The sequence below is a fragment of the Novosphingobium sp. RL4 genome (assembly GCF_035658495.1).
GTDB lineage: Bacteria > Pseudomonadota > Alphaproteobacteria > Sphingomonadales > Sphingomonadaceae > Novosphingobium.
The window spans coordinates 3,290,340-3,305,852 of record NZ_CP141944.1; the positions used below are offsets into that span (position 1 = coordinate 3,290,340).

The following is a 15,513-nucleotide window of genomic DNA, read 5'->3' on the forward strand; positions in this document are numbered from 1 at the left end:
AGACCGGCAAGAACGAACTGACGGTCGCAATGAAACGACGATACGCGGTTCGGAAGACGTGCGCCGACAAGGCGTGGAGGATGGCGTTGCAAGACGCCGGGAGCAGGTGCCGGAGAAGGGAAGCGCCAAAGGCGCGAACACCTCTGACACCGGTATCAATTGGCCAAAACGGCCATGAAGGCCACAACGGCTACAGGGGGAGTGATCATGCGCCTGAATATTTCCAAGGTTCATGTTTCGAGGATTTCGCTACTGAAGGCAGCTCTCGTCGCGGGCAGTGCGCTGGCATTGCCGCACGCAGCCTTCGCACAGGATACCGCCGCCGCAGGCCAGACCGCGACGGAAGACGGCACCGCCGCGCAGGAAATCATCGTGACCGGTTTCCGCAAGTCGCTCGAAGCCGCGCTCAACGTGAAGCGCGAATCCGTCAGCGCCGTCGATGCCGTCGTCGCCGAGGACATGGCCAAGTTCCCTGACCAGAACCTTGCCGAATCGCTCCAGCGCATCCCCGGCATCTCGATCCAGCGTGACGGCGGCGAAGGCCGGGCGATCACCGTGCGCGGCCTTGGCGCCCAGTTCACCCGCGTCCGCGTGAACGGCCTCGAAACGATCGCGACCAGCTCCGACGGCGCTTCCGCCAACCGCGACCGCGCGTTCGACTTCAACGTCTTCGCCTCGGAACTGTTCAGCAGCCTCGTGGTCCACAAGACCGCCGAAGCCAGCCTCGACGAAGGCTCGCTGGGCGCGGTGGTCGATCTCAACACCGGCAATCCGCTGGCGGGCAAGGCCGGTCTTTCCGCCGTGCTCAACATGCAGGGTTCCTACAACGACCTGTCCAAGAACGTCGGCCCGCGCCTTGCCGGCCTGCTGTCCTGGCGCAACGATGCCGGCACTTTCGGCGTCAACCTTTCGGCGGCCTATTCGCACACCGATACGCTGGAAACCGGCAACAACACCGTCCGCTGGTCGCAGGCCTACTTCAACTCGGTGAACGGCACGCCCTGCTTCTATTCGGACGTCGGCCCGACCGGCGGCAACCCGGTGAACTCCGGCGGCGGCTACCGTCCTTCCGAAGCCTGCGACGCGGCAGCGCTCTCGTTCCACGCCCGCATCCCGCGCTACGGCAAGGTCGAGCATGATCGCCGCCGCCTCGGCCTGACCGGCTCGATCCAGTTCGAACCGACCGACCGCACCAAGCTCTCGATCGACGGCCTCTATTCCTCGTTCAAGGAAAACCGTTCGGAACAGTGGCTGGAAGTCCTCGCCCGCTCGAACGAACGCCGCTTCAACCTCGTGGACCCGGTCTACGACGACAAGGGCACGATGATCGCAGGCACTTACGACAATGCCTGGGTCCGCACCGAAAGCTACCTGCGCAAGTCGGAGACCGAATTCTACCAGTTCGGCGCGACCTGGGACCAGGACGTGACCGACACCTTCCGCTTCACGGCGCTGGGCGGTTTCTCGCAGTCGAACGCCGACATCCCGGTGGAAACCACTTTCGCCTACGACAACCGCAACGCGAACGGTTTCGACTTCGACTATTCCGACATGAAGTCGCCGGTGCTGAACTACGGTCTGGACGTGACCAATCCGGCGAATTTCCAGCTCGCCGAAATCCGCGACCGTCCGTCCTACGTTAAGAACAAGTTCAAGACCGCCCAGCTGCGCACCGAATGGGACATGGCGGACGGCTTCACCGTGAAGGCGGGCGGCGTCTGGCGTCGTTACGACTTCCGTACGCAGCTGTTCCAGCGTGACACCGCCGCCTGCGCCACCAACGGCCAGCCGGACCTGATCCTGGGCCAGGTGACCTGCTCGTCCAGCGTCTACGGCCTGCCCGTCACCTCCGACATCTCGCGCCTCATCAATCTCGGTGACGCCGGACAGCCGGGCGGCACCACCAGTTCGTGGATCGTGGCCGACATCGACAAGGCGGCGAACTACACCAATCTCTATGCCCGTACGGCCGTCGAGGATCTCGGGAACAATCGCCGCGTGCGCGAGGAAACCTCGGGCGGCTACCTCCAGTTCGACGTCAAGGGCGATATCCTGGGCCTCGAATTCGCGGGCAATGCCGGCGTTCGCTACGCCCATACCAAGCAGACCTCGACCGGCTACACCGCAGGCGTAGCCGCGACCGTTGGGCGCAGCTACGACGACTGGCTGCCGGCAATGAACATCGCGTTCTACCCGCGCCATGACGTGATCGTGCGCGGCGCGATCGCCAAGGTCATCACGCGCCCCTCGCTGGGCAACCTCAACCCCGGCGGCTCGGTCGACGGGTTCAACTACCGCGTGACCTTCGGCAATCCGTTCCTCAACCCCTACCGGGCGACCAATTTCGACGCCTCAGTGGAATGGTACTTCGCACCGCAGGCGCTGGTTTCTGTGGCGGGCTTCATCAAGAAGATCGAGAGTTTCCCGGTTGCGGGCACCTATACCGCCACGCTGCCGCAGCTCGGCCTTGGCCGCGACGTGCTGGGGCAGAGCACGCCTGCCTACATCGATTACGACCCGAACCAGGAGTACATCGTCTCCGCTCAGGTCAACGGCAAGGGCGCGACGCTCAAGGGCGTGGAACTGGCGCTGCAACTGCCCTTCACCTTCCTGCCGGGCATCCTCACCCACACCGGCTTCCAGGGCAACGCCACCTTCATCGACAGCAGCGCCGACTACCAGATCACCGGTCCGGCCGTTTCCGCCTGCACCCGCAACCCGACGACCAATGCCTGCGGCCTCTCCGGCGTCTCGGCGATCTACAACAACACTCTGCTGGGCGTGTCGAAGAAGGCCTGGAACGCCACGCTCTATTACGACGACGGCAAGTTCAGCATCCGCGGCTCGGTCAGCTATCGCGGCCCGTTCAGCGACGCCACCAGCGCGACCGGCAATATCTTCGAGGGTTACGGTTCGTACACCAGCGTCGATGCGGCGATCCGCTATCAGGCGACCGAATGGATGGAACTGTCGATCGACGGCAACAACCTGACCGACGAATATCGCTACCGCACCAACGACATCTACGCGCAGCGCAATTACGAGAACAACCACTTCGGCCGCACCATCCTGTTCGGCGCGCGCCTCAAGTATTGACCTTTGCCCGGCAGCAATGCCGAATGAAGTGAACTGAAAGCAACGAAGAGGAAGCCGCCATGACCATCGACCGCCGATCGTTCATGGCGGCTTCCCTTGCCTCGGGCCTCCTGCCGGGGCTGACGGCTGGAACCGCGCAAGCGCAGACGGCAGCACCTTTCGACAGCACCCGGTCTCCGCCGGCGGGATTGCCCGAACCCGGCGAGACCATCGACCTGTGGCCCCGCGGCGCGCCGGGAATGCCCGCCACTCCTCCTGTGGAAACCGTTACCGAACGCTCCACCAACGGGCAGGTCAACGACCGTTCCGTTACCGGGACCACCCGCCCGCGCATGGTGGTGTTCCGGCCGGACCGCCCCAATGGCGCGGCCGTGCTCATCACGCCGGGCGGCGGCTATGCCCTCGTCGTCATCGACAAGGAGGGCTACGAGATGGCCCGCTGGCTCGCCGCGCGCGGCTTCACCGCCTTCGTCCTGTTCTACCGCCTGCCGGGCGAGGGCTGGGCCGATCGGCAGGACGTGCCGCTGGCCGATGCCCAGCGCGCCATCCGCCTGATCCGCCACCGCGCCAAGGATTACGGCGTGCAGCCGGAGCGTGTTGCCGCCATGGGCTTTTCGGCCGGCGGCCATGTCTGCGCCAGCCTCTCCACCCGCTACGACGCCCAGGTCTACAAGCCGGTCGACGCGGCGGACAGGCTTTCCGCCCGCCCCTTCTGCGCAGCCCCGATCTATCCGGTGGTCTCGATGGACCCCGCCGTCGCTCACGCGGGCTCGCGCAGGCTGCTGCTCGGCTCTTCTCCCACGCCGGAAATGGAGGCCGCGCACTCACCGGACCGCACGGTTCCCAAAGGCGCGCCGCCGCACTTCCTGCTCCACGCGGAGGACGATCCCGCCGTTCCGGTGGACAACAGCCTGCGGCTGCGCGCCGCGCTCAAGGCGCAAGGCGTTCCGGTGGAAACCCACCTCTTCGCGCAGGGCGGCCACGGCTTCGGCCTGCGCGGCACGATCGGCAAGCCGGTCGAGGCATGGCCCGAACTCTGGCGCGCCTGGGCGCGCTCGGTGGGTCTTGCCTAGACCGAAGACAGGATGACCATGGACAGACGCGACGCACTCAAGACCGCTCTGCTGGGCGGTATCGGCCTTGCGGCACCCACTCTCGCGGGGAGAGAGGCTGCCGCAGGGGAGACCGGGGCGGGGATTGCTCCTCCAGCGCCCGCCCCGGCTCCCGCACGCCACTGGCGGCGCGGATTTGACGGCCAGCGCATCGCCGACCTCGGGAATGGAACGATGCTCAATCCGGTCCTCTCCGGAGACCGGCCCGACCCGGCCATCCTGAAGGATGGCGAGGATTATTACCTCACCTTCTCCAGCTTCGATTCCTACCCCGGTCTTACCATCTGGCACAGCCGCGATCTGGTGAACTGGCAGCCGAGGAAGCCCGCGCTCACCCGCAACATCGGCTCGGTCTGGGCGGTCAGCCTGGAAAAGCACAAGGGCCGCTACTTCCTCTACATCCCGGTCAAGGCGGAGCCCAACGAGATATACGTGATCTGGGCCGATCACATCGACGGCCCGTGGAGCGATCCGAAACCGCTGGGCCTGCACGATCATATCGACCCCTGCCACGCCGTGGGCGAGGACGGCTCGCGCTGGCTGTTCCTTTCGGGCGGAGACCGCGTGCGGCTGTCCGACGACGGCCTCTCGCTGGCGGGCAAGGTGGAGCATGTCTACGACCCGTGGCACTACCCGGAGGACTGGGATGTCGAGGGCTTTTCGCCCGAAGGCCCCAAGATCCACCGCCACGGGGGCTGGTTCTACATGCTCACGGCGGTGGGCGGCACGGCCGGTCCGCCGACCGGGCACATGGTGATCGCCGCCCGCGCCCGTTCGATTCACGGACCGTGGGAGCAGCATCCCGGCAATCCGCTGGTCCGCACCGAAGACCAGTCCGAGGCCTGGTGGTCGCGCGGGCATGCCTCCCTGGTGGAGGGGCCGGACCGCAAGTGGTACACGCTCTACCACGGGTTCGAGAACGGCTACTGGACGCTTGGCCGCCAGTGCCTGCTCGATACCATCGAATGGACCGAAGACGGCTGGTTCCGCATGACCGGCGGCGACCTTTCCCAGCCGCTGCCGGTGCCTAGGATCGCCAGCCCCCTGCCGCACGGCATGGCCTTGTCGGACGATTTCTCGAAGCCGCTGGCGCTGGGTTCGAAATGGTCGTTCTTCCGCCCCGCCCCCGACGAATCCAGCCGCCTGCGCGTGCAAGGCGGCGCGCTGCATTTCGCGGGCAAGGGCCTCGCCCCGTCGAGCGGCTCACCGCTGCTGCTGATCGCGGGCGATACCAGCTACCGGTTCGAATGCGATATCGAACTGGCGCCCGGCGGCACCGCCGGCCTGGTGCTGTTCTATGACGACAAGCTCTATGCCGGGCTCGGCTTCGACGAGACCCGCTTCGTCACCCACCAATACGGCAACGAGCGCGGCCGCCCCGCCAATCCGCACGGAAGCCGCATGAAGATGCGCCTCACCAATCGCCGCCACATCGTCTCGTTCCACACCTCGGGAGACGGCGGCAAGACATGGAAGCGGTTCGACCGGGGCATGGAAGTGTCCGGCTATCACCACAATGTTCGCGGCGGCTTCCTCATGCTGCGGCCGGGCCTCTATGCCGCCGGTCCGGGCGAGGCAAAGTTCCGCGATTTCCGATTCACAGCACTGGAAGACTGATGCTCCGCCCCCTCGACCTGCATCCCGACCGGCTCCTCCCGGCCGAGCCCGCCACGCGAACAATCGCCCGCGAGCTTTACCAAAGCGTCGCGAAACTGCCGATCGTCAGTCCGCACGGCCATACCGACCCGCGCTGGTTCGCCGCGAACGAGACATTCGGCAATGCCACCGAACTGCTGCTGGTGCCGGACCATTATGTGTTCCGCATGCTCTATTCGCAGGGCATCCCGATGGAATCGCTCGGCGTGCGCAATCCCGGCGTCGATCCGCGCGCGGCCTGGCGGCTGCTGGCGGAGAACTTCCACCTGTTCCGGGGCACGCCCTCCCGCATGTGGCTTGACTGGGTCTTCGCCGAAGCGTTCGGAATGGGTGTGCAGCTCTCGGCCGAAACCAGCGATCTCTATTTCGACACCATCACCGAGATGCTGGCGAGCGACAGCTTCCGCCCCCGCGCCCTGTTCGACCGTTACGGCATCGAAGTGATCGCCACGACCGAAAGCCCGCTCGACACGCTGGAACACCATGCCGCGATCCGGGCGGACAATGCGCGTGCCGGGGGCTGGAAGGGCAAGGTCGTCACCGCCTATCGCCCCGATCCGGTGGTCGATCCCGAGTTCGAGGGTTTCCGCGAAAACCTGCGCCGGTTTTCCGAACTCACCGGGGAGGACTGCCTCACCTGGAACGGATACCTTGCCGCGCATCGCCAGCGCCGCCGCTTCTTCGCGGAAATGGGCGCTACCTCGACCGATCACGGGCACCCGACCCCGAAAACCGCCGATCTCCCGCGCGCCGAGGCCGAAGCCCTGTTCGCCAAAGTCACCAGCGCGGACTTCACCGCCGAGGACGCCGAACTGTTCCGCGCCCAGATGCTCACCGAAATGGCGGCGATGAGCCTCGACGACGGCCTCGTCATGCAGATCCACCCCGGCGCCTTCCGCAACCACAATGCCCGCGTCTTCGAACGCTTCGGCCGTGATAAGGGCGCCGACATCCCCTCGCGCACCGAATATGTGGCCAATCTCAAGCCCCTGCTCGACAGGTTCGGCAACGAGCCCGGCCTCTCGATCATTCTCTTCACGCTGGACGAAAGCACTTATGCCCGCGAACTGGCGCCGCTCGCCGGGCATTATCCCTGCCTCAAGCTCGGGCCGGCATGGTGGTTCCACGACAGCCCCGAAGGCATGCGCCGGTTCCGCCGCATGACCACCGAAACCGCAGGCTTCTACAATACGGTCGGCTTCAACGACGATACACGGGCCTTCCTGTCGATCCCCGCGCGCCATGACGTTGCTCGCCGGATCGATTGCGGGTTCCTTGCGGAACTCGTCGTCGAGCACCGCATCGAGGACTGGGAAGCGGCCGAACTGGCGCAGGACCTTACCTACAATCTCGTGAAGAAGGCCTATCGTTTGTGAGACTTTCCACTGCGAGCCTGCCGCAGCTTCCCGCCGACATCGCGCGCCCCCGTTACGAGCGGGGCGCGCAGGCGGCGGGCATCGTCCACTTCGGCATCGGCGCCTTCCACCGCGCCCACCAGGCCTGGTATACGGACCGGGCGATGGCGGCCGGGGACCGGGACTGGGCGATCACCGGCGTATCGCTGCGATCCGCCAATGTGGCGCGCCAGATGAACCCGCAGGACGGCCTCTATACCCTCACCGAATGCTCGGCCGCGGGCAACGAGACAGGGGTGATCGGATCGGTCGGCCGCGTCCTTGTCGCCAGCGAGGAACCGGAAGCCGTCATCGCTGCTCTTGCCGCGCCGGAAACGCGGATCGTCACTTTCACCATCACCGAGAAGGGCTACTGCCGCGCGGCGGACGGCTCGCTCGAACCCTTCCTCGCGCACCACGGCAGCGTCTATGCCTTCCTCGAACAAGGCCTGCGCCGCCGCCGCAACGCGGACCTTCCCGGCCTGACCCTGCTCTCGTGCGACAATCTTGCCGATAACGGCCGCCAGCTTGAGCGGCTCATGGCCGAATACCTCGCGCGCCACGACCCCGAACTCGGCGCATGGGTCGCCGCGCATTGCGCCTTCCCCTGCTCCATGGTCGATCGCATCGTCCCCGCCACCACCGCTGCCGACCGCAAGACGGTCGCCGCGGCCACCGGGCTGGAGGATCAGGGCGCGGTGATGACCGAACCGTTCAGCCAGTGGGTGATCGAGGACAAGTTCGCCGGTCCCCGCCCCGCGTGGGAAGCCGTGGGCGCGCAGCTCGTCGGCGATGTCGCCCCTTACGAGGCGGCCAAGCTGCGGATGCTCAACGGCGCGCACTCGGCGCTGGCCTACCTCGGGCTGGAGCACGGCCATGCTTTCGTTCACGAAGCAGTCGCCGATCCGGCGATCCGCCCGCTGATCGAACGCCTGATGCGCGTCGAGGCCCAGCCGACCATCGCAGCCGCGCCGGGACAGGATCTGGACGCCTATGCCGAGGCCCTGCTGGCACGCTTCGCCAATCCGGCGCTCCAGCATCGGCTCATCCAGATCGCGATGGACGGCAGCCAGAAGATCCCGCAGCGCTGGCTGGAAACGCTTGCCGCCAACCAGGCCGAAGGCAGGCATTGCCCTGCGATCCTCTCGGCGCTGGCGGCATGGATGCGCCACGTTCGCGGCGACAACGCCGTGAACTGGGGCCCGGTCGATGACCCGATGGCCGTCCGTCTTGCCGATCTCTGGCGCGAGGAAGGCCCCGGCGGAATGCCGCGCGCCCTGTTCGGCGAACACGGGCTGTTCGCGGCCACCTGGCGGGCTTCGGCCGGCGACTTCGAAAGTCTGGCCGAGCATCTGGGGCAGAGAGTCTAGCACTACTTTGGCAGAACGTTGATTTTTAGGATTCCCTTGGCGTTGAATGCGTGATTCATGAGGAGCCAGCTTTTATGGAGGCTGGCGATGGACGAGGACTGGCAAGCAGATCTGGAGCGTTGGCTTGAGCCATATCTGGGAAGTCTGGCGAACAAGACGCGGCGGCGGATGTGCCCGGCCTATATTGCCGGCTTGATTGGGCCTGGCGATCGCAAGAGCATTCAGCCCATGGCAGCTCGAACTGATGCCATCCCTTATGACCGGCTGCATCATTTCATCGGTGCCGGCCTGTGGGACAGCGCCCCGCTGGAAGCGATCTTGTGGAGCCAGGCAGATCAATTGGTCGGCGGCAACAAGGCCTGGCTGATCATCGACGATACGGCCTTGCCCAAGAAGGGCAAAGCTTCGGTCGGTGTCGCCCCGCAATATGCAACGGTGCTCGGCAAGAATGCGAATTGTCAGACGATGGTTTCGGTAACGCTCGCATCAGGCGAAGTACCCATCATGCTGAGCCTGCGCCTGTTCCTGCCGGAAAGCTGGACCGACGATGCGGCGCGGATGACCAAAGCTGGCGTGCCTGAGCCTTTGCAGAGCTACCGCACAAAGCCCGAGATCGCAGTGGAGGAAATCGACCGCGCAATCGCTGCCGGCGTTCGCTTCGGCTGCGTCTTGGCCGATGCCGGCTATGGGCTCTCGGCGTCGTTCCGACAGGCACTCACCGCCCGGGATCTATGCTGGGCGGTCGGTATTCCCCGGCACCAGAAGGTCTATCCAGCCGATGTGCAATTGATTTTCCCGGTAGCGACACGGGGCCGGCCACGTGTCCGGCACGTGCCTGATGTCAAATCCCGAGCGGCCCATGCCATGCTCGAGGATGCGAAATGGCGACAGGTCAGTTGGAGGCGGGGAACGAAGGGGATGCTGAGCGCCCGCTTTGCCGCCATGCGCGTGCGCATCGCCGATGGCGCGCCCCAGCGGATTGGCTCTGCAGGAGCCCAGCATATGCCCGGCGAAGAGGTTTGGCTGGTGGGCGAGCATCGCTCGAACGGCGAGCGCAAATACTACCTCTCCAATCTGCCCGCAGGAACCTCGATCCGCGAGCTAGCAGGCGCGATCAAGGCCCGCTGGGTTTGCGAACAGGCTCATCAGCAACTCAAGGAAGAACTTGGCCTCGATCACTTCGAGGGAAGGTCATGGACGGGGCTGCATCGACACGCGCTCATGACAATGATGGCATACGCGTTTCTACAAACACAAAGGCTCGCTCAGGCGGGCCGGAAAAAAAAGAGTCTCCGGGCCGCCACCTCAGCCCAGTTTGCCAGCAGTTCGCCAAGCCATCCTTGACCGCTTGTCGCGCTCACCGCCAAGACATTGCCCTCATTGCGGAGGGGCGCTGTTTAAACCATCTAACCAAATTCTGCCAAAGTAGTGCTAGGTCGTAAACTCATAAACGGCGCCATCGAGGTTTGAGGCAAAATGGCTCAGCGCCAGGAGGGAAGGCGCTGGAATATGTCGATATTTCAAGACTTCCCAACGCAGCGCTGGGCCATTTTGGTCAAATGCCGAAGGGACGTCCAAATGGCTTCCAGCTCGCCTCGATGGTGCCGTTTATGAGTTTACGACCTAGGCGGCGGGGACGGGGCCCCTTCCTTAGACCGACGTGTCGAGCTTCGTTTCCATCCGGTAGTCCGGCAGCGAATCGAAGGCCTGCCGCAAGGCCTCTCCCCAGCCGGTGGAAACCGACTGGAAATAGGGATCGCCCGCGTCGATGCGCCGCTCGTGCAGCGGCGTGAAGCGGTCCTGCTCCAGCACCAGCAGGTCGAGCGGGAGGCCCACCGAGAGATTGGCTTTCAGCGTCGAATCGAACGATACGCAAAGCAGCTTCACCGCCGCCTCGAACGTCATCGAACGCTCGTAGCCCCGGATCAGGATCGGCCTGCCGTATTTGGTCTCACCGATCTGGAAGAAGGGCGTATCAAAGCTGGCTTCGATGAAATTGCCTTCGGGGTAGATCAGGAACAGGCGCGGCTCCATGCCCTTGATCTGGCCGGCGACGATCATCGAGGCGCTGAACGTGCCGGAAGCCGCGCTCTGGCCGTTATCGGCGGCGCGTTCGGAAATGATGTCCTGCAGGAGATTGCCGACGATAGTGGCCACCTGGAACATGGTCGGCGCTTCGAGCAGCGAATTGTGCCGTTCCGCCGGGGCCTTGTTGCGTTCCTCCAACTGGCTGATCACCGCCTGGGTCGTGGCGAGGTTGCCCGCCGTCATCACCGAGATCACGCGCTCGCCGGGGAGCTCCCAGTGGTACATCTTCCGGAAGGTCGAGATATTGTCGACGCCGGAGTTGGTGCGGGTGTCGCTCATCAATACGAGCCCGCGATCCAACATCATGCCCACGCAATAGGTCATGGAAGTTCTAACCCCTGAAATCCTTCGCCCCGCGCGACCGATGCGGGGGTGCGGCCGTTCAGCCGCCCTGTCTCTGTTGTTGCCCGCCGCTTGCGGACTGCTGTTGCTGCTGTCCTAGCAGGTTCTCGGCCACCGACAAATGCACGTCGAGCCGCGTTTCCCCCGCTCCCATCGCGATACCAGTAATCGGAGCGGCCTCTGCATAGTCGCAACCGCTGGTTACGCGGATGTACCGTTCGTCCGGGCAGATCGCGTTGGAAACGTCGAATCCGACCCAGCCGAGCCCCGGAATATACGCCTCGGCCCAGCCGTGCCCGGCTTCCTGCTCCACCCGGTCGTTCATGCGAAGATAACCGCCGACGTAGCGCATCGGGATATCGAGCAGGCGACCAGCGCTGATGAAGACGTGCGCATGATCCTGGCAGACGCCCTTTCCGGCGGCGAGCGCCTGTTCCGCCGTCGTCTCCGCATCGGTGGAACCGGGGAGATACTCGATCTCCTCGGCCACCGCGCTCGACAGGGCGTGGAGGAAGCCCAGCGTATCGGCGCGATCCGCATCGACAGAAGCCAGCAGCGAGCGCACCCGGCTTCCCGCGCGGGTCAGCACGGTCGGCCGCAGGAAGCACCAGAGCGGGGTGTGACCGCTGTGCGCGCCGGTGATGCCGCTGTTGTCGATCGTGCGCACCGTGCCCTTGCAGGTTACGATGACCTCGGGCGTGCCCGGCTCGATCGAGACGAGCGCGGTATGGTTCTGGTGATGGTCGTCGTACTGCGCCTCGGGCCGGGCGCCCTCGATCTCCATCTGCCAGTCGAGCACTTCCTGCCCATGCGTGGTCTTGGGTTTAAGGCGCAGGCGCTGCAGCCCGTGAGTGACCGGCCCGGCAAAGGCATAGCGAGTGGTATGCGTAACGGTCAGAAGCACGGGTGGCTGTCCTTCTATTCGATGAACCGGTAATCGGCGGCGATGGCGCCCCCGATGCGCGTGGTCTTGCCGATGAAGTCCTGCAGGAATTCGTGCAGGCCCACTTCGAAGATATTCTCGATCGTGGTCTGGTGCAGGGCGTCTCCGGCCTGCCGGACCAACGCATGGGCGGAAGTCTCGTGCCCGTATTCCTTGGCGAGCCCCGCCATGTTGCTGCGGATCTTTTCGTAGCAGAACAACAGAGAGCGCGGGAACTGGCCGTCGAGGATCAGGAAGCGCGCGATCCCCCGCGGGTCCATTGCGCCGGCATTGAGCCACGAATAGGCGCGGTTGCCCGCCACCGAGCGCAGCAGCGTATCCCACTGCACATTGTCGAGACTGGAACCGACCCACGCCGCCGAGGGCAGCAGCACGTAATACTTCACATCGAGGATGCGCGCGGTGCTGTCCGCCCGCTCGATGAAGGTGCCGATGCGCGCGAAGTTGAACACCTCGTTGCGCAGCATCGTGCCTTCGAGCGCGCCGCGCACCAGCGTTCCGGTGCGCCGGATCGTGGTGAGCACCTCGCCCAGGCTGGTTTCGCGCACGGGCCGCGAAAGCAGGTCGCGCAAGTGCATCCAGCCTTCGTTGGTGGTTTCCCACACGGCGTTTGTCAGGCTGTTGCGCACCATGCGGGCATTGGTGCGCGCATTCTCAAGCATGGCGAGCACCGAACCGGGATTGTCCTTGTCGCGCAGCATGTAGTTGAACACCTGCGTCCCGGTGATGTCCGAGTGCTTCGCCCGGTAGTCCTCGATCAGGCCGGTGGTGGTCAGGACCGACTTCCACTCCTCGTCCTGCGAGTGCTTGTTCCCGCGGGTCAGCGCGAGATGAAAGCCGACGTCGATCAACCGCGCGGTATTTTCCGCGCGTTCGAGATAGCGGCTCATCCAGTATACGCCGTTGGCGGCCCGGCCCAGCATCAGCGCGCCCTCGCTCGTTCAGGGCCCTTCATTCGTCCAGCACCCAAGAGTCCTTGGTGCCGCCGCCCTGCGAGGAATTGACCACCAGAGATCCTTTCTTGAGCGCCACGCGGGTCAACCCGCCGGGCGTGATGTCGATGCCGTCGGGCGAGACCAGCACGAACGGGCGAAGGTCCACATGGCGCGGCGCCAGCCCCTCCTTGGTGAAGATCGGCACCGTGGAAAGCGAGAGCGTGGGCTGGGCGATGTAATTGTCCGGCCGCGCCCGCAGCTTGGCCTCGAAATCGGCGAGTTCCTTCTTCGAGGAGGTCGGCCCGATCAGCATGCCGTAGCCGCCCGAACCGTGGACTTCCTTCACGACCAGTTCGGCGAGATTGTCGAGCACATAGGCCAGCGCATCCGGCTCCGAGCAGCGCCAGGTCGGCACGTTGGAGAGAATCGGCTTCTCTCCGGTATAGAACTCCACGATCTCGGGCATGTAGCTGTAGATCGCCTTGTCGTCGGCGATGCCGGTGCCCGGCGCATTTGCGATAGTGATGCCGCCCGCGCGGTAGACATCCATGATCCCCGCCACGCCCAGCACCGAATCGGGATTGAAGCTGAGCGGGTCCAGGTAATCGTCGTCCACTCGGCGATAGATGACGTCGATCGCCTTGTAGCCCGTGGTCGTGCGCATGGCGACGCGCCCGTCCACCACGCGCAGGTCGCTGCCCTCCACCAGTTCCGCGCCCATCTGGTCGGCAAGGAAGGCATGTTCGAAATAGGCCGAGTTATAGATGCCCGGCGTCAGCACCGCGACCGTCGGCCGGCCCGATCCCTTGAAGGCGGGCGGCGCGCAGGCGCGCAGGGAACGGGCAAGCCGGCGCGGATAGTCCGACACGGGGCGCACCGGAATCCTGGTGAACAGTTCCGGGAACATCGCCATCATCGTTTCGCGGTTCTCGAGCATGTACGAGACACCGGACGGCGTGCGGGCGTTGTCCTCCAGCACCATGAATTCGTCAGGCCCGGTGCGGACGAGATCGATGCCGACGATATGGGTATAGACGCCGCCCGGCGGCGTCATCCCGATCATCTGCGTGAGGAAGGCTTCATTGTCGCGCAGGGCCGAGATCGGCAGGCGGCCGGACCGGATGATCTCCTGCCGGTGATAGAGATCCTGGAGGAAGGCATTGAGCGCCCTCACCCGCTGCTCGATCCCCCGCGTCAGCTTGCGCCATTCGCGCGCGGTGATGATGCGCGGGATCATGTCGAACGGGATAAGCCGCTCTTCGGCGGCATCGTCGCCGTAGACGTTGAAGGTAATTCCGATGCGGCGGAAGAAGCGTTCGGCCTCGGCATCCTGGCGTTTCAGCCAGGTCTTGTCCTGCGAGTCGTACCAATTCCTGAAGTCTGCATAGGCAGGCCTGACCGACCCGTCCTCGTTGAGCATTTCGTCGTAATTGGTTCCGCCCGTAGCCGTCATTGTGACTCCCGTTTGTCCATGTGATGCAACATGGAAACGGACTTGCCAAGCGGTTACGCTGCAAGTGCGAAAGAAAAATTACTGCGCGAATTGGCGGAAATCGGACCGAATTGGTCGAATACCCAGCGCTCCGGGAAATGGCCGCAGCTTTGGCCTGTGCGGCAGGTGCTAAGCGGGTTGGCTAATCGATCCGTTCGAGCGCCCCGCCCTTCACAGCTCAGGCCAGCAGCCCCCGCGCGCCGAGATCCGCGCGCAAGGCAGCCGCGTTCTGGAAGTGATGCACCTGCCAGCCAAGATCGCGGGCGGCGGCGATGTTGGCGGCATTGTCGTCGATGAACAGCATCGCGCCGGGCGCATGGCCGAACCGCCGCGCGGCGAGATCGAAGATGCGCGCATCGGGCTTCGCCAGCTTCTCGTCGCCCGAGACGACGATGTCGCCGAACAGGTCGAACAGGGGCTCCGACGCGCGGTATTCCCGCCAGAACGGGCTGGCGAAGTTGGTGATGGCGAAAAGCGGCATCCCGCCGAACGCCAGTTCGCGCACGATCTCGTGACTGCCGGGCACGTTGCCGGGAATCGTTTCGAGGAAACGCGTGGCGTAAGCGTCGATCAGGGCATCGTGGCCGGGATACTCGGCCTTCCGTTCGGCAACCATCTCGGCGAGGTCGCGGCCGGCATCATGCTGGAAGTGCCACTCTTCGGTAACGACGTTCGCGCAGAACCAGTCGAGCCGTTCGGGCTCGCGAATCAGCTTGGCGAAGAGCAGGCGCATGTCCCACTCGACGAGGACGCGCCCGACATCGAAGACGACCGCCTCTACGGCGGCGCCTTGGGCAGGATCGTTTACGTAGACTGCAGACATGACAAGACCCCCGCGAATGGCGGGGGCCTCATGTCACCGACGTAGTCGCCCGTCCGCCTTATGGTCCCCGCCGCGTGGCATGGACAGGCAGCCGAATCAGCCCTGGCGGGCCTTGAAGCGACGGTTGGTCTTGTTGATGACGTAGGTACGGCCGCGACGGCGGATCACGCGGTTGTCCCGGTGACGACCCTTGAGCGACTTCAGGCTGTTGCGAATCTTCATGTCATGTCTCGTCTGCGTGGTCCGGCGGTTGTTCCAATAA

12 protein-coding genes are annotated in these 15,513 nt (G+C 64.8%); 6 read left to right on the plus strand and 6 right to left on the minus strand.

Annotated elements, in window-relative coordinates; translation table 11 throughout:
- Positions 1-207 precede the first annotated feature (207 nt).
- The 6 genes from U9J33_RS15785 to U9J33_RS15810 all read left to right on the plus strand — a co-directional run bounded on the left by U9J33_RS15785 (position 208) and on the right by U9J33_RS15810 (position 9,972).
- The gene (locus tag U9J33_RS15785; RefSeq protein ID WP_324696600.1) at positions 208-3,096 is read left to right on the plus strand and encodes a TonB-dependent receptor; all 2,889 of its coding nucleotides are present in this window, start codon (positions 208-210) and stop codon (positions 3,094-3,096) included.
- Between the two features lie 59 nt (positions 3,097-3,155).
- Positions 3,156-4,169, plus strand: coding sequence for an alpha/beta hydrolase (locus U9J33_RS15790; protein WP_324696601.1), 1,014 nt, complete (start codon positions 3,156-3,158; stop codon positions 4,167-4,169).
- A gap of 12 nt (positions 4,170-4,181) precedes the next feature.
- The gene (locus U9J33_RS15795; RefSeq protein ID WP_324696603.1) at positions 4,182-5,825 is read left to right on the plus strand and encodes a family 43 glycosylhydrolase; all 1,644 of its coding nucleotides are present in this window, start codon (positions 4,182-4,184) and stop codon (positions 5,823-5,825) included.
- The gene (gene uxaC, locus U9J33_RS15800; RefSeq protein WP_054439175.1) at positions 5,825-7,240 is read left to right on the plus strand and encodes a glucuronate isomerase; all 1,416 of its coding nucleotides are present in this window, start codon (positions 5,825-5,827) and stop codon (positions 7,238-7,240) included. The genes U9J33_RS15795 and uxaC overlap by 1 nt, the downstream gene beginning before the upstream one ends.
- Positions 7,237-8,628 (plus strand): mannitol dehydrogenase family protein, encoded by a 1,392-nt coding sequence (locus U9J33_RS15805; protein ID WP_324696606.1) that lies wholly within the window; start codon positions 7,237-7,239, stop codon positions 8,626-8,628. The genes uxaC and U9J33_RS15805 overlap by 4 nt, the downstream gene beginning before the upstream one ends.
- An 87-nt stretch (positions 8,629-8,715) precedes the next feature.
- Complete coding sequence (locus U9J33_RS15810; protein WP_185997635.1) at positions 8,716-9,972, plus strand: IS701 family transposase; 1,257 nt, start codon at positions 8,716-8,718, stop codon at positions 9,970-9,972.
- 306 nt (positions 9,973-10,278) lie between these two features.
- Here the strand turns inward: U9J33_RS15810 and U9J33_RS15815 are convergent, their stop codons facing one another.
- The 6 genes from U9J33_RS15815 to ykgO form a co-directional block, all read right to left on the minus strand.
- A complete protein-coding gene (locus U9J33_RS15815; RefSeq protein ID WP_054439171.1) occupies positions 10,279-11,040 on the minus strand; it encodes a proteasome-type protease in 762 nt (253 codons plus the stop codon).
- Between the two features lie 58 nt (positions 11,041-11,098).
- Positions 11,099-11,962, minus strand: a complete 864-nt coding sequence (locus U9J33_RS15820) for a transglutaminase family protein (RefSeq protein ID WP_185996776.1) — start codon at positions 11,960-11,962, stop codon at positions 11,099-11,101.
- A 14-nt stretch (positions 11,963-11,976) separates the two neighbouring features.
- Positions 11,977-12,924: an alpha-E domain-containing protein gene (locus U9J33_RS15825; protein WP_185996775.1), complete on the minus strand. Its 948-nt coding sequence runs from the start codon at positions 12,922-12,924 to the stop codon at positions 11,977-11,979.
- 28 nt (positions 12,925-12,952) lie between these two features.
- Positions 12,953-14,389 carry a circularly permuted type 2 ATP-grasp protein gene (locus U9J33_RS15830; protein WP_132469255.1) on the minus strand — a complete coding sequence of 479 codons (1,437 nt, stop codon included), beginning with the start codon at positions 14,387-14,389 and terminating at the stop codon, positions 12,953-12,955.
- Positions 14,390-14,606: 217 nt separating this feature from the next.
- Complete coding sequence (locus tag U9J33_RS15835; protein ID WP_324696613.1) at positions 14,607-15,251, minus strand: HAD-IA family hydrolase; 645 nt, start codon at positions 15,249-15,251, stop codon at positions 14,607-14,609.
- 96 nt (positions 15,252-15,347) lie between these two features.
- Complete coding sequence (gene ykgO / locus U9J33_RS15840; protein WP_004210176.1) at positions 15,348-15,473, minus strand: type B 50S ribosomal protein L36; 126 nt, start codon at positions 15,471-15,473, stop codon at positions 15,348-15,350.
- Positions 15,474-15,513: the final 40 nt, after the last annotated feature.

What these genes read in the sequence shown, in the direction of transcription:
- U9J33_RS15785 (WP_324696600.1), top strand. Translation starts at nt 208, where the DNA reads ATGCGCCTGAATATTTCCAAGGTTCATGTTTCGAGGATTTCGCTACTG.
- U9J33_RS15790 (WP_324696601.1), top strand. Translation starts at nt 3,156, where the DNA reads ATGACCATCGACCGCCGATCGTTCATGGCGGCTTCCCTTGCCTCGGGC.
- U9J33_RS15795 (WP_324696603.1), top strand. Translation starts at nt 4,182, where the DNA reads ATGACCATGGACAGACGCGACGCACTCAAGACCGCTCTGCTGGGCGGT.
- uxaC (WP_054439175.1), top strand. Translation starts at nt 5,825, where the DNA reads ATGCTCCGCCCCCTCGACCTGCATCCCGACCGGCTCCTCCCGGCCGAG.
- U9J33_RS15810 (WP_185997635.1), top strand. Translation starts at nt 8,716, where the DNA reads ATGGACGAGGACTGGCAAGCAGATCTGGAGCGTTGGCTTGAGCCATAT.
- U9J33_RS15815 (WP_054439171.1), bottom strand. Translation starts at nt 11,040, where the DNA reads ATGACCTATTGCGTGGGCATGATGTTGGATCGCGGGCTCGTATTGATG.
- U9J33_RS15825 (WP_185996775.1), bottom strand. Translation starts at nt 12,924, where the DNA reads ATGCTGGGCCGGGCCGCCAACGGCGTATACTGGATGAGCCGCTATCTC.
- U9J33_RS15830 (WP_132469255.1), bottom strand. Translation starts at nt 14,389, where the DNA reads ATGACGGCTACGGGCGGAACCAATTACGACGAAATGCTCAACGAGGAC.
- U9J33_RS15835 (WP_324696613.1), bottom strand. Translation starts at nt 15,251, where the DNA reads ATGTCTGCAGTCTACGTAAACGATCCTGCCCAAGGCGCCGCCGTAGAG.
- ykgO (WP_004210176.1), bottom strand. Translation starts at nt 15,473, where the DNA reads ATGAAGATTCGCAACAGCCTGAAGTCGCTCAAGGGTCGTCACCGGGAC.